General features: G+C 58.4%; 8 protein-coding genes and 1 pseudogene. 7 read left to right on the top strand and 2 right to left on the bottom strand.

Annotated elements, in window-relative coordinates:
- Positions 1 to 162: 162 nt before the first annotated feature.
- Positions 163 to 804, bottom strand: a complete 642-nt coding sequence (gene msrA, locus BFV67_RS02265) for a peptide-methionine (S)-S-oxide reductase MsrA (protein ID WP_008501428.1) — start codon at positions 802 to 804, stop codon at positions 163 to 165.
- A gap of 224 nt (positions 805 to 1028) precedes the next feature.
- Between msrA and tamA the strand changes: the two are divergent.
- The 3 genes and pseudogenes from tamA to BFV67_RS02280 all read left to right on the top strand — a co-directional run bounded on the left by tamA (position 1029) and on the right by BFV67_RS02280 (position 6881).
- A pseudogene (gene tamA, locus BFV67_RS02270) lies at positions 1029 to 2761 on the top strand (autotransporter assembly complex protein TamA).
- Positions 2758 to 6534: an autotransporter assembly complex protein TamB gene (gene tamB, locus BFV67_RS02275; protein WP_069597797.1), complete on the top strand. Its 3777-nt coding sequence runs from the start codon at positions 2758 to 2760 to the stop codon at positions 6532 to 6534. The pseudogene tamA and the gene tamB overlap by 4 nt, the downstream one beginning before the upstream one ends.
- Positions 6535 to 6536: 2 nt before the next feature.
- A complete protein-coding gene (locus BFV67_RS02280; RefSeq protein WP_008501424.1) occupies positions 6537 to 6881 on the top strand; it encodes a gamma-glutamylcyclotransferase family protein in 345 nt (114 codons plus the stop codon).
- A gap of 54 nt (positions 6882 to 6935) precedes the next feature.
- On the opposite strand, the gene ppa is transcribed toward BFV67_RS02280, so the two are convergent.
- Entirely contained in the window at positions 6936 to 7466 is a 531-nt protein-coding gene (gene ppa, locus BFV67_RS02285) for an inorganic diphosphatase (RefSeq protein ID WP_008501423.1), read from the bottom strand.
- Positions 7467 to 7775: 309 nt separating this feature from the next.
- Here ppa and ytfQ point away from each other — a divergent pair, with 309 nt between their 5' ends.
- From ytfQ to yjfF, 4 genes are all read left to right on the top strand, one after another.
- The gene (gene ytfQ, locus BFV67_RS02290; protein ID WP_021240696.1) at positions 7776 to 8732 is read left to right on the top strand and encodes a galactofuranose ABC transporter substrate-binding protein YtfQ; all 957 of its coding nucleotides are present in this window, start codon (positions 7776 to 7778) and stop codon (positions 8730 to 8732) included.
- 105 nt (positions 8733 to 8837) lie between these two features.
- Positions 8838 to 10340, top strand: coding sequence for a galactofuranose ABC transporter, ATP-binding protein YtfR (gene ytfR, locus BFV67_RS02295; RefSeq protein ID WP_008501421.1), 1503 nt, complete (start codon positions 8838 to 8840; stop codon positions 10338 to 10340).
- Positions 10341 to 10350: 10 nt separating this feature from the next.
- Positions 10351 to 11376 carry a galactofuranose ABC transporter, ATP-binding protein YtfT gene (ytfT, locus tag BFV67_RS02300; RefSeq protein ID WP_021240695.1) on the top strand — a complete coding sequence of 342 codons (1026 nt, stop codon included), beginning with the start codon at positions 10351 to 10353 and terminating at the stop codon, positions 11374 to 11376.
- Positions 11363 to 12364, top strand: coding sequence for a galactofuranose ABC transporter, permease protein YjfF (gene yjfF, locus BFV67_RS02305; RefSeq protein ID WP_023293434.1), 1002 nt, complete (start codon positions 11363 to 11365; stop codon positions 12362 to 12364). Before ytfT ends, yjfF begins: the two co-directional genes overlap by 14 nt.
- Positions 12365 to 12370 lie beyond the last annotated feature (6 nt).

Raw genomic sequence — 12370 nt, forward strand, 5'->3', positions numbered from 1 at the left:
TGTGTGGAAACACATTGAACATCAGCTCGTAGCGTTGAGCCGATTATTTCAGCGGCTAGTATAGCGTAAAGAGATGTAAATCTGCCAGAGGTCACATTTTTACATAAAACAGACCGGACAGCGGGTGCTGCCCGGTACGGGCGACGATCTAACGGCTGATAATCAGGCCAGCTGTGGCGGCAGGCAGACGCCGATACCTCCGATTCCGCAGTAGCCGTACGGGTTTTTATGCAGATACTGCTGGTGATCGTCCTCGGCGTAGTAGAACGGTTTCGCGGTGGTGATTTCCGTCGTCACCTCGCGCGTATCGCCCGCTTCACGCATGGCCTGCTGGAAACGCTCAAGGCTGGCGCGCGCGGCGGCATCCTGCTCAGGGGTGAGAGGATAGATAGCCGAGCGGTACTGCGTGCCGTGGTCGTTGCCCTGACGCATGCCCTGCGCCGGGTCGTGGTTTTCCCAGAAGACCTGCAGGAGCTGTTCGTAGCTGATTACCGTCGGGTCGTACACTACGCGTACCGCTTCCGCATGGCCGGTTTCGCCGGAGCAGACTTCGCGGTAGGTTGGATTCGGCGTGTAACCGCCCGTGTAGCCGGCTGCCGTGCTGTAAACGCCAGGCAGCTGCCAGAAGAGGCGCTCAACGCCCCAGAAGCAGCCCATAGCGAACAGGGCGATTTCCATGCCATCAGGAACGTTAGTCATGGAATGGCCATTGACGGCGTGTAAAGTTGCCACAGGCATAGGGGTGTTGCGTCCCGGTAATGCATCAGCTTGTGAAACCAGATGCTTTTTGTCGAATAAACTCACGGTGGGGCCTCCCGGGGTGCGATGTTTCGGTTAAGGTTGTCACGGCGCGTTTAATTGAACACAATAAATGCGCTGAATGAGTCTAGATTTAATCATAAGAAATATTTGGGTGTTACACCCATTTTCAACCCGAGATTCGGGTTTTTGGCCAACAGGCCGTATTTTGCCGCGGAGCGGCACTTCATTTGCTTCCAGGGTGGAAACAGGGATATTCAGGAGAAAACGTGACAAAAATCCGCCAGTTATGTTTAGTCAGTCTGTTGCTGACAAGCGGGATTGCCAGCGCGGCGAATGTCCGTTTGCAGGTTGAGGGGTTATCCGGGGCGCTACAAAAAAACGTGCGTGCGCAGCTATCGACCATCCAGAGTGATGAGGTGACGCCGGACCGGCGTTTCCGCGCGCGCGTCGATGATGCCATCCGTGAAGGACTAAAAGCGCTAGGGTATTACGAACCCACCATTGATTTCGATCTCCGCCCGCCCCAAAGAAGGGGCGCCAGGTGCTTATTGCCCGCGTTTCGCCGGGCGAGCCGGTGCTGATTGGCGGCACCAACGTCATCCTGCGCGGCGGGGCGCGTACCGACCGGGATTACCTGGACCTGCTCAGCACGCGGCCGAAAATCGGCACCGTGCTCAACCACGGTGACTACGACCACTTCAAAAAAGAGCTGACCAGCGTTTCCCTGCGTAAGGGCTACTTTGACAGCCAGTTCAATAAAAGCCAGCTGGGCATTGCGCTGGCGCGACGTCAGGCCTTCTGGGATATCGACTACGATAGCGGAGAACGCTACCGCTTTGGCGACGTGACGTTCGAAGGGTCGCAAATTCGTGAAGAGTACCTGCAAAACCTCGTGCCCTTTAAAAAAGGGGATTACTACCAGTCGAGCGACCTGGGTGAGCTGAACCGACGGCTCTCAGCCACCGGCTGGTTTAACTCCGTGGTTGTCGCCCCTGAATTTGATAAGTCTAGAAAAACCAAGGTGTTGCCGCTGCACGGCGTTGTTTCGCCGCGCACCGAGAACACCATTGAAACCGGTGTGGGCTATTCGACGGACGTTGGCCCGCGCGTGAAGGCCACCTGGAAAAAGCCGTGGATGAACTCCTACGGCCATAGCCTGACCACCAGCGCCAGCATTTCCGCCCCGGAACAGCAGCTCGATTTCAGCTATAAAATGCCGCTGCTGAAAAATCCGCTTGAGCAATATTACCTGGTTCAGGGGGGCTTTAAGCGCACCGACCTGAACGATACCGAGTCCGATTCCACCACGCTTGCCGTGTCGCGTTACTGGGATCTCTCCAGCGGCTGGCAGCGCGCCATCAACCTGCGCTGGAGCCTGGATCACTTTACCCAGGCCAACGTCACCAACACCACCATGCTGCTCTATCCTGGGGTGATGATCAGCCGCACCCGCTCGCGCGGCGGCCTGATGCCGACCTGGGGCGATTCCCAGCGTTACTCTATCGATTACTCCAACACCATGTGGGGTTCCGACGTGGATTTCTCGGTGATTCAGGCGCAGAACGTCTGGATCCGCACGCTGTATGACAAACACCGCTTTGTGGTGCGCGGCAACCTCGGCTGGATTGAAACCGGCGACTTCGACAAGGTCCCGCCGGACCTGCGCTTCTTCGCCGGGGGCGATCGCAGCATCCGTGGCTATAAATACAAATCCATCGCGCCTAAGGACGATGACGGCAAGCTGATCGGTGCCTCTAAGCTGGCTACCGGCTCGCTGGAGTACCAGTACAACGTCAGCGGAAAATGGTGGGGCGCCATGTTCGTCGACGGCGGCGAAGCGGTGAGCGATATCCGCCGCAGCGAGTTTAAAACCGGCGCGGGCGTCGGCGTACGCTGGCAGTCACCCGTCGGGCCCATCAAGCTCGATTTCGCCGTGCCGGTGGGCGACAAAGAAGAACACGGATTACAGTTTTACATCGGTCTGGGGCCTGAATTATGAGTTTATGGAAGAAGATAAGCCTCGGGGTGCTGATTTTTATCGTGCTGCTGCTCGGTACGGTGGCGTTTCTGGTGGGAACGACGACCGGGCTGCATCTGCTGTTTAATGCCGCGAACCGCTGGGTGCCGGGGCTGGAGATTGGCCAGGTGACGGGCGGCTGGCGCGACCTGCGCCTGAAGAACATCCGCTATGAGCAGCCGGGCGTGGCGGTGAACGCCGGGGAGTTTCACCTGGCGGTGAAGCTGGGCTGTCTGCGTGACAGCAAGCTCTGCGTCAACGACTTGTCGCTAAAAGACGTCAACGTGGCGATAGATTCGAAGAAAATGCCGAAGTCTGCGCCAGTAGAGGAAGAGGACAGCGGTCCGCTGAATCTCTCCACGCCGTACCCTATCGCGCTTTATCGGGTGGCGCTTGATAACGTCAATGTCAAAATCGACGACACCACCGTGTCCGTGATGGATTTCAGCTCCGGCCTGCGCTGGCAGGAGAAAAACCTCACCCTGACGCCAACCTCCCTGCAGGGCTTGCTGATCGCGCTGCCGAAAGTGGCCGACGTGGCGCAGGAAGAGATCGTCGAGCCGAAGATCCAGAACCCGCAGCCGGAAGAGAAGCCGCTGGGCGAAACGCTGAAAGACCTCTTCTCGAAGCCTGTCCTGCCGGAAATGACCGATGTGCATCTGCCGCTGAACCTCAATATTGAAGAGTTCAAAGGCGAGCAGCTGCGCCTGACAGGCGATACCGACCTGACGGTCTATAACATGCTGCTGAAAGTCAGCAGCATTGACGGCAACATGAAGCTCGACGCGCTGGATATCGACACCAATCAGGGCTCGGTGAACGCGTCAGGCAACGCCCTGCTGCGCGACAACTGGCCGGTGGATATCACGCTGAATAGCGCCCTGAACATCGACCCGCTCAAAGGCGAGAAGGTGAAGGTCAAAGTGGGCGGGGCGCTGCGCGAGAAGCTGGATGTCGGGGTCAATCTCTCCGGCCCGGTAGACATGGTCCTGCGTGCGCAAACCCAGCTGGCGGAAGCCGGGCTGCCGCTCAATCTTGAGGTGGTCAGCAAGCAGCTTTACTGGCCATTCACCGGCGAAAAACAGTACCAGGCCGATGACCTGAAGCTGAAGCTGAGCGGCAAGATGACCGACTATACGCTCTCGTTCCGCACCGCAGTGAAGGGGCAGGGCGTGCCGCCCGCGAACATCACCCTGGATGCGAAGGGCAATGAACAGCAGGTTAACCTCGACAAGCTGACCGTCGCGGCGCTGGAAGGCAAAACCGAGTTAACCGCACTGCTCGACTGGCAGCAGGCGATCAGCTGGCGCGGCGAGCTGAAGCTGACGGGCATTAACACCGCCAAAGAGGTGCCGGACTGGCCGTCGAAGCTGGATGGCCTGATCAAAACCCGCGGCAGCCTGTACGGCGGCACGTGGCAGATGGACGTGCCGGAGATCAAGCTCACCGGGAACGTGAAGCAGAACAAGGTAAACGTTGAAGGCTCGGTGAAAGGCAACAGCTACCTGCAGTGGATTATCCCGGGTCTGCACGTGGCGCTGGGCCGCAACACGGCGGATATCAAAGGCGAGCTGGGGGTGAAAGATCTCAATCTGGACGCCACCATCGATGCGCCGAATCTGGATAACGCCCTGCCGGGCCTGGGCGGTACGGCGAAGGGGCTCCTGAAGGTGCGCGGCACGGTAGACGCGCCGCAGCTGCTGGCGGACATTACCGCCAATAACCTGCGCTGGCAGGCGCTGAGCGTTGCCCGCGTTCGCGTGGAAGGGGATGTGAAATCCACTGACCAGATCGGCGGAAACCTGAACCTGCGCGTGGATCGCATTTCTCAGCCGGACGTCAACATTAACCTGGTGACCCTGGACGCCAAAGGGAACGAAAAGCAGCACGATCTCCAGCTGCGCGTGCAGGGCGAGCCGGTCTCCGGCCAGCTTCACCTGACCGGCAGCTTCGACCGCAAAGAGGAGCGCTGGAAAGGGACGCTGGATAACACCCGGTTTAATACGCCGGTCGGGCCGCTGGCGCTGTCGCGCGCCATCGCGCTGGACTACCGCAACGCCGAGCAGAAGATCAGCATTGGGCCGCACTGCTGGACCAACCCGAATGCGGAACTGTGCGTGCCGCAGACCATCGACGCGGGCGCGGAAGGACGCGCGCAGATCAACCTCAACCGCTTCGATCTGGCGATGCTGAAACCGTTTATGCCGGATACTACCCAGGCCAGCGGCGTCTTCAGCGGAAAAGCCGATGTCGCCTGGGACACCACCAAAGAGGGGCTGCCGCAGGGCAGCGTCACGCTGTCCGGGCGTAACGTGAAGGTGACGCAGGAGGTGAATGACGCGCCGCTGCCGGTGGCCTTCGACACCCTGAACCTGAGCGCAGACCTGCATAACAACCGTGCGGAGCTGGGCTGGCTGATTCGTCTCACCAACAACGGTCAGTTTGACGGCAAGGTTCAAATTACCGACCCACAGGGACGGCGAAATCTGGGCGGCAACGTCACTATCCGCAACTTCAACCTGGCGATGGTGAACCCGATTTTCGCACGCGGGGAAAAAGCCGAGGGCATGGTAAATGCCAACCTGCGCCTGGCGGGCAATGCGCAAAGCCCACAGCTGTTCGGCCAGCTGCGCCTCAGCGGCGTGGATATTGACGGCAACTTTATGCCGTTTGACATGCAGCCCAGCCAGATCGCGATGAACTTCAACGGCATGAGCTCGACGCTGAGCGGATCGGTACTGACGCAGCAGGGGCAAATCAATCTGAGCGGCGACGCGGACTGGAGCCAGCTCGACAACTGGCGCGCCCGTATTGCCGCGAAGGGCAGTAAGGTGCGCATCACCGTACCGCCGATGGTGCGACTGGACGTCTCGCCTGATGTGGTCTTTGAAGCTACGCCAAGCCTCTTCACGCTTGACGGTCGCGTTGACGTGCCGTGGGCGCGCATCGTGGTTCACGACGTGCCGGAAAGTGCGGTCGGCGTCTCAAGTGATGAAGTTATGCTCAATGAAAATCTGAAACCGGTCGAACAGAAGAGCGCGGGCATCCCGATTAATAGTAACCTTATCGTGCACGTGGGGAATAACGTGCGGTTGGATGCGTTTGGGCTGAAGGCGAGGCTTACGGGCGACCTGAAGGTGGCGCAGGATAAACAAGGGCTTGGCCTGAACGGGCAGATCAATATCCCTGAAGGGCGATTCCACGCCTATGGTCAGGATCTGATTGTCCGCAAAGGCGAGCTGCTGTTCTCCGGTCCACCGGATCAACCCTTGCTGAACATCGAAGCGATTCGTAACCCGGAAGCGACGGAAAACGACGTCATTGCCGGGGTACGCGTCACCGGTTCCGCCGACGAACCGAAGGCGGAGATCTTCTCTGACCCGGCGATGTCCCAGCAGGAAGCCCTCTCTTACCTGCTGCGTGGTCAAGGTCTCGACAGCGGTCAGAGCGACAGCGCGGCGATGACTTCGATGTTAGTGGGGCTGGGGGTTGCACAAAGTGGGCAGGTTGTGGGTAAAATCGGCGAGACGTTCGGCGTAAGCAATCTGGCGCTGGACACCCAGGGCGTGGGTGACTCCTCGCAGGTGGTGGTCAGCGGCTATGTACTGCCGGGTCTGCAGGTAAAATATGGTGTGGGGATCTTTGACTCACTGGCAACACTCACGTTACGCTATCGCCTGATGCCTAAGCTATATCTGGAAGCAGTGTCCGGCGTAGACCAGGCACTTGATCTGCTCTATCAGTTTGAGTTTTAGCAATGCGAATATTTGTCTACGGCAGTTTACGAACCAGGCAAGGCAACAGTCACTGGATGACCAATGCCCAGCTACTGGGGAATTACAATATCGAGAACTACCAGTTGTACAGCCTGGGCCACTATCCAGGCGCGGTTCCGGGCGAAGGAACAGTACAGGGTGAAGTTTATCGTATTGATAACGCGACGCTTGCCGAACTTGATGCCTTGCGCACCAGGGGCGGTGAATACGCACGCCAGTTGATCCAGACGCCGTACGGAAGCGCGTGGATGTATGTCTACCAGCGTCCAGTCGACGGGTTAACGCGGATCGTAAGCGGTAACTGGTTAGACAGAGACCAGTACTGAAAAACGACAACGCCACCGTAAGGTGGCGTTGTTTTTTGTGTCTGGCAGTAAGAATTACTTCTTAGCAGCGCGTTCGAAAGAGGCGATGATTTCCGCTTTCGCTGCTTCTGCGTTGTCCCAGCCGTCAACTTTAACCCACTTGCCTTTTTCGAGGTCTTTGTAGTGCTCGAAGAAGTGAGTGATCTGCGCTTTCAGCAGCTCTGGCAGGTCGTTCACATCTTTGATGTGATCGTATTCTTTGCTCAGCTTGGTATGCGGTACCGCAACCAGCTTCGCATCTTCACCGGATTCGTCGGTCATTTTCAGCACGCCAACTGGACGGCAGCGAATCACTGCGCCTGGCTGTAGTGGGTATGGCGTTGGGACCAGCACGTCAACCGGGTCACCGTCCAGAGACAGGGTGTGGTTGATGTAACCGTAGTTGCACGGATAGAACATCGCGGTAGACATGAAGCGGTCTACGAACAGGGCGCCGCTCTCTTTGTCCACTTCGTATTTGATCGGATCTGCGTTAGCCGGGATTTCGATAACTACGTAGATGTCTTCTGGCAGTTCTTTACCCGCTGGGACGTTGAGTAAGCTCATGTCGGTGTCCTTTAAAATGGATGGTAAACAAGTGGCAGGTATTATAGCCAACTCGCGCTGAATGTCTCCGCCTGTTTTCGCCTTCTCTCCACGTTCTTCCCACTTTTCAGACCGATTCCATGACAGAAAAATCCATAAACTCAGCCGCATTTTTCATGGAGAAATGAAAACGATTACAAACTTGTGATTAACGTTTTATTCACTTTTCTGAAGTGTGATGTAACGCAATTCGTTACATATTTCATGGGCTATAGTCATTCCGCAGAACATCTTTTAACCAACAATAACTCACCCTACGAGGACGTTCATATGTGGAAGCGCTTACTCCTTGTCACAGCAGTTTCGGCAGCCATGTCGTCTATGGCGATGGCCGCTCCCTTAACCGTAGGTTTTTCGCAGGTCGGCTCTGAATCTGGCTGGCGAGCGGCAGAAACCAACGTGGCGAAAAGCGAAGCTCAGAAACGCGGCATTACCCTGAAAATCGCCGATGGTCAGCAAAAACAAGAGAATCAGATCAAAGCCGTGCGCTCCTTTATCGCCCAGGGCGTGGATGCCATCTTTATTGCACCCGTCGTGGCGACCGGCTGGGAACCCGTCCTGAAGGAAGCGAAAGACGCTGAAATCCCGGTCTTCCTGCTCGATCGTTCCATCGACGTCAAAGACAAATCTCTCTATATGACCACCGTGACGGCCAACAACGTGCTGGAAGGGCAGCTAATTGGCGACTGGCTGATAAAACAGGTCGACGGCAAGCCGTGTAACGTTGTTGAACTGCAGGGCACCGTCGGGGCGAGCGTGGCCATCGATCGTAAAAAAGGCTTTGCTGAAGCCATCGCGAAAGCGCCAAACATCAAGATTATCCGCTCTCAGTCCGGCGACTTTACCCGCAGCAAAGGTAAAGAGGTGATGGAGAGCTTCATTAAGGCTGAAAACAACGGCAAGAACATCTGCATGGTTTACGCCCACAACGATGACATGGCGATCGGCGCGATTCAGGCAATTAAAGAAGCGGGCCTGAAGCCGGGCAAAGATATCCTCACCGGCTCTATCGACGGCGTGCCTGATATCTACAAAGCGATGATCGACGGCGAAGCCAACGCCAGCGTGGAGCTGACGCCAAACATGGCCGGCCCGGCATTCGACGCGCTGGAGAAATTCAAGAAAGACGGCACGATGCCGGAGAAAGTGACGGTCACCAAATCCACGCTCTACCTGCCTGACACGGCGAAAGAAGAGTTAGAGAAGAAGAAAAATATGGGCTACTAAGCCTGTCTGAACATGCCGGGTGACGCTGCGCTTACCCGGCCTACGATACGCTCTTTTGTAGGCCGGATAAGCGTAGCGCCATCCGGCTTGATGCAGGGGGAAACCATGACCACTGAACAACACCAGGAAATCCTCCGCACAGAGGGCTTGAGTAAATTCTTCCCCGGCGTAAAGGCGCTGGATAACGTTGATTTCAGCCTGCGGCGCGGGGAGATCATGGCGCTGCTGGGGGAAAACGGCGCGGGAAAATCGACGCTGATTAAATCTCTGACCGGCGTTTATCATGCCGACCGCGGCACCATCTGGCTGGAAGGCAACGCCATTTCGCCCAAAAACACCGCCCATGCCCAGCAGTTGGGGATCGGGACGGTATACCAGGAAGTGAACCTGCTGCCGAATATGTCGGTGGCGGATAACCTGTTTATTGGCCGTGAGCCACGACGCTTTGGGCTGCTGCGCCGTAAAGAGATGGAGGCGCGGGCAACAAAGCTGATGGAATCCTACGGCTTCTCTCTCGACGTCCGCGAGCCGCTGAACCGCTTTTCCGTGGCGATGCAGCAGATCGTCGCCATTTGCCGCGCGATCGATCTCTCGGCAAAGGTGCTGATCCTCGACGAACCCACCGCCAGCCTCGATACCCAGGAGGTGGAAATGCTCTTTACCCTGATGCGCCAGCTGCGCGATCAGGGCGTCAGCCTGATCTTCGTTACCCACTTCCTCGATCAGGTGTATGAGGTGAGCGATCGCATTACGGTGCTGCGCAACGGCAGCTTTGTCGGCTGCCGCGAAACCCGCGAGCTGCCGCAGATCGAGCTGGTCAAAATGATGCTGGGCCGCGAGCTGGAGACCAACGCCCTTCAGCGCGCGGGCCGCACGCTGCTGAGCGAGAAGCCGGTCGCCGCGTTCAGCGATTACGGCAAAAAAGGGGTCATTTCGCCGTTTAACCTTGAGGTGCGGCCGGGCGAAATTGTCGGGCTGGCGGGCCTGCTGGGCTCGGGGCGTACCGAGACCGCCGAGGTGATCTTCGGGATCAAGCCCGCCGACAGCGGCAGCGCGCTGATCAAGGGCAAACCGCAAACCCTGCGATCGCCGCATCAGGCCTCCTGCCTGGGGGTGGGCTTCTGCCCGGAAGACAGGAAAACGGACGGCATTATTGCCGCCGCCTCGGTGCGGGAAAATATCATTCTGGCGCTTCAGGCGCAGCGCGGCTGGCTGCGGCCGATCCCACGCAAAGAGCAGAACGCCATTGCTGAGCGCTTTATCCGCCAGCTCGGCATCCGCACCCCGAGCGCGGAACAGCCCATCGAGTTCCTCTCCGGTGGTAACCAGCAGAAAGTGCTGCTCTCCCGCTGGTTGCTGACCAAACCCCAGTTCCTGATCCTCGACGAACCGACCCGCGGCATTGACGTAGGGGCGCACGCCGAAATTATCCGGCTTATCGAAACCCTGTGCGCAGACGGTCTGGCCCTGCTGGTCATTTCGTCCGAGCTGGAAGAGCTGGTGGGCTATGCCGATCGCGTCATCATCATGCGCGATCGTAAACAGGTGGCAGAGATCCCGCTGGATAAGCTGTCCGTTCCGGCGATCATGAATGCCATCGCGGCATAAGGAGTGAATCGTGATGTCCCGTTCGCTTTCGCAAACCGGTGAGTCAAAGCGCCGCTTCAGCTGGCCGACCGGCACGCCGCAAATCGCGGCGCTGCTGGTGGTTTTACTGGTGGATAGCCTGGTCGCGCCGCATTTCTTCCAGATTATCGTGCAGGATGGCCGCCTGTTTGGCAGCCCGATAGACATTTTAAACCGCGCCGCGCCCGTGGCGCTGCTGGCCATCGGGATGACGCTGGTCATCGCCACCGGCGGGATTGATCTCTCCGTCGGCGCGGTGATGGCTATCGCCGGGGCCACGGCAGCCTCCATGACCGTGGCCGGGCATAGCCTGCCGGTGGTCCTGCTTGCAGCCTTAGGCACTGGCGTGCTGGCCGGATTATGGAACGGCATTCTGGTGGCGGTGCTGAAAATCCAGCCCTTTGTCGCCACGCTCATTTTAATGGTGGCCGGGCGCGGCGTGGCGCAGCTGATTACGTCCGGGCAGATCGTCACCTTTAACTCCCCGAGCCTGGCGTGGCTCGGCAGCGGCAACCTTCTGTTCTTCCCGACGCCGGTGATGATTGCCCTGGTGACGCTCGTGGTGTTCTGGCTTTTCACCCGCAAAACGGCGCTGGGCATGTTCATTGAGGCCGTCGGGATCAACATCCGCGCCGCGCGCAACGCCGGGGTCAACACGCGGCTGATGGTTATGCTGACCTACGTGCTGAGCGGTATTTGCGCCGCCATCGCCGGCGTGATCGTCGCGGCGGATATTCGCGGAGCCGATGCCAACAACGCCGGGCTCTGGCTGGAGCTGGATGCGATCCTGGCGGTGGTGATCGGCGGCGGGTCGCTGATGGGCGGGCGCTTTAACCTGCTGCTCTCGGCGATCGGCGCGCTGATCATTCAGGGCATGAACACCGGGATCCTGCTTTCGGGATTCCAGCCGGAACTCAACCAGGTGGTGAAAGCGGTGGTCGTGCTCTGCGTGCTGATCGTCCAGTCGCCGCGCTTTGTCAGCATCATTAAGGGGATCCGTGGCCATGATAAAACGTAATTTACCGTTAATGATCACGCTGGGCGTGTTTGTGCTGGGCTATCTCTACTGCCTGACCCAGTTCCCGGGGTTTGCCTCGACGCGCGTGATCTGCAATATCCTGACCGATAACGCCTTTTTAGGCATCATCGCCGTCGGCATGACCTTTGTGATCCTCTCCGGCGGGATCGACCTCTCCGTCGGCTCGGTGATCGCGTTTACGGGCGTGTTCCTCGCGAAAGCGATCGGCTTCTGGGGCATCTCTCCGCTGGTGGCGTTTCCGCTGGTGCTGGCGATGGGCTGTGCGTTTGGCGCCTTTATGGGGCTGCTGATCGACGCGTTAAAAATTCCGGCATTTATCATTACCCTCGCGGGGATGTTCTTCCTGCGCGGGGTGAGCTACCTGGTGTCGGAAGAGTCGATTCCCATTAACCATCCGGTGTACGACACGCTCTCCAGCCTGGCGTGGAAAATCCCCGGCGGCGGCCGCCTGAGCGCGATGGGGCTGCTGATGCTGGGCGTGGTAGTGATTGGCATCTTCCTCGCCCACCGTACCCGGTTTGGCAATCAGGTTTACGCTATTGGCGGCAACGCCACGTCGGCCAACCTGATGGGGATCTCGACCCGCAGCACCACCATCCGCATTTATATGCTCTCGACCGGCCTGGCGACGCTGGCGGGGATCGTCTTCTCGGTGTATACCCAGGCGGGCTATGCCCTTGCAGGCGTTGGCGTGGAGCTGGATGCGATTGCTTCTGTGGTCATCGGCGGCACGCTGCTCAGCGGCGGCGTGGGGACGGTGCTGGGGACGCTGTTCGGCGTGGCGATTCAGGGGCTGATCCAGACCTATATCAACTTTGACGGCACGCTCAGCTCCTGGTGGACGAAGATCGCCATCGGCATTCTGCTGTTTATTTTTATTGCCCTGCAGCGCGGCCTGACGGTGCTCTGGGAGAACCGTCAAAGCTCGCCTGTTACCCGCGTGAACACATCGGTAACAGAGCGATAACATGCT

Origin of the sequence: Enterobacter roggenkampii, assembly GCF_001729805.1 — a bacterium.
Taxonomy (GTDB): domain Bacteria; phylum Pseudomonadota; class Gammaproteobacteria; order Enterobacterales; family Enterobacteriaceae; genus Enterobacter; species Enterobacter roggenkampii.

Excerpts from the sequence above, each read along its gene's own strand:
- tamB (WP_069597797.1), top strand. The coding sequence starts at position 2,758 with ATGAGTTTATGGAAGAAGATAAGCCTCGGGGTGCTGATTTTTATCGTG.
- BFV67_RS02280 (WP_008501424.1), top strand. The coding sequence starts at position 6,537 with ATGCGAATATTTGTCTACGGCAGTTTACGAACCAGGCAAGGCAACAGT.
- ppa (WP_008501423.1), bottom strand. The coding sequence starts at position 7,466 with ATGAGCTTACTCAACGTCCCAGCGGGTAAAGAACTGCCAGAAGACATC.
- ytfQ (WP_021240696.1), top strand. The coding sequence starts at position 7,776 with ATGTGGAAGCGCTTACTCCTTGTCACAGCAGTTTCGGCAGCCATGTCG.
- ytfR (WP_008501421.1), top strand. The coding sequence starts at position 8,838 with ATGACCACTGAACAACACCAGGAAATCCTCCGCACAGAGGGCTTGAGT.
- yjfF (WP_023293434.1), top strand. The coding sequence starts at position 11,363 with ATGATAAAACGTAATTTACCGTTAATGATCACGCTGGGCGTGTTTGTG.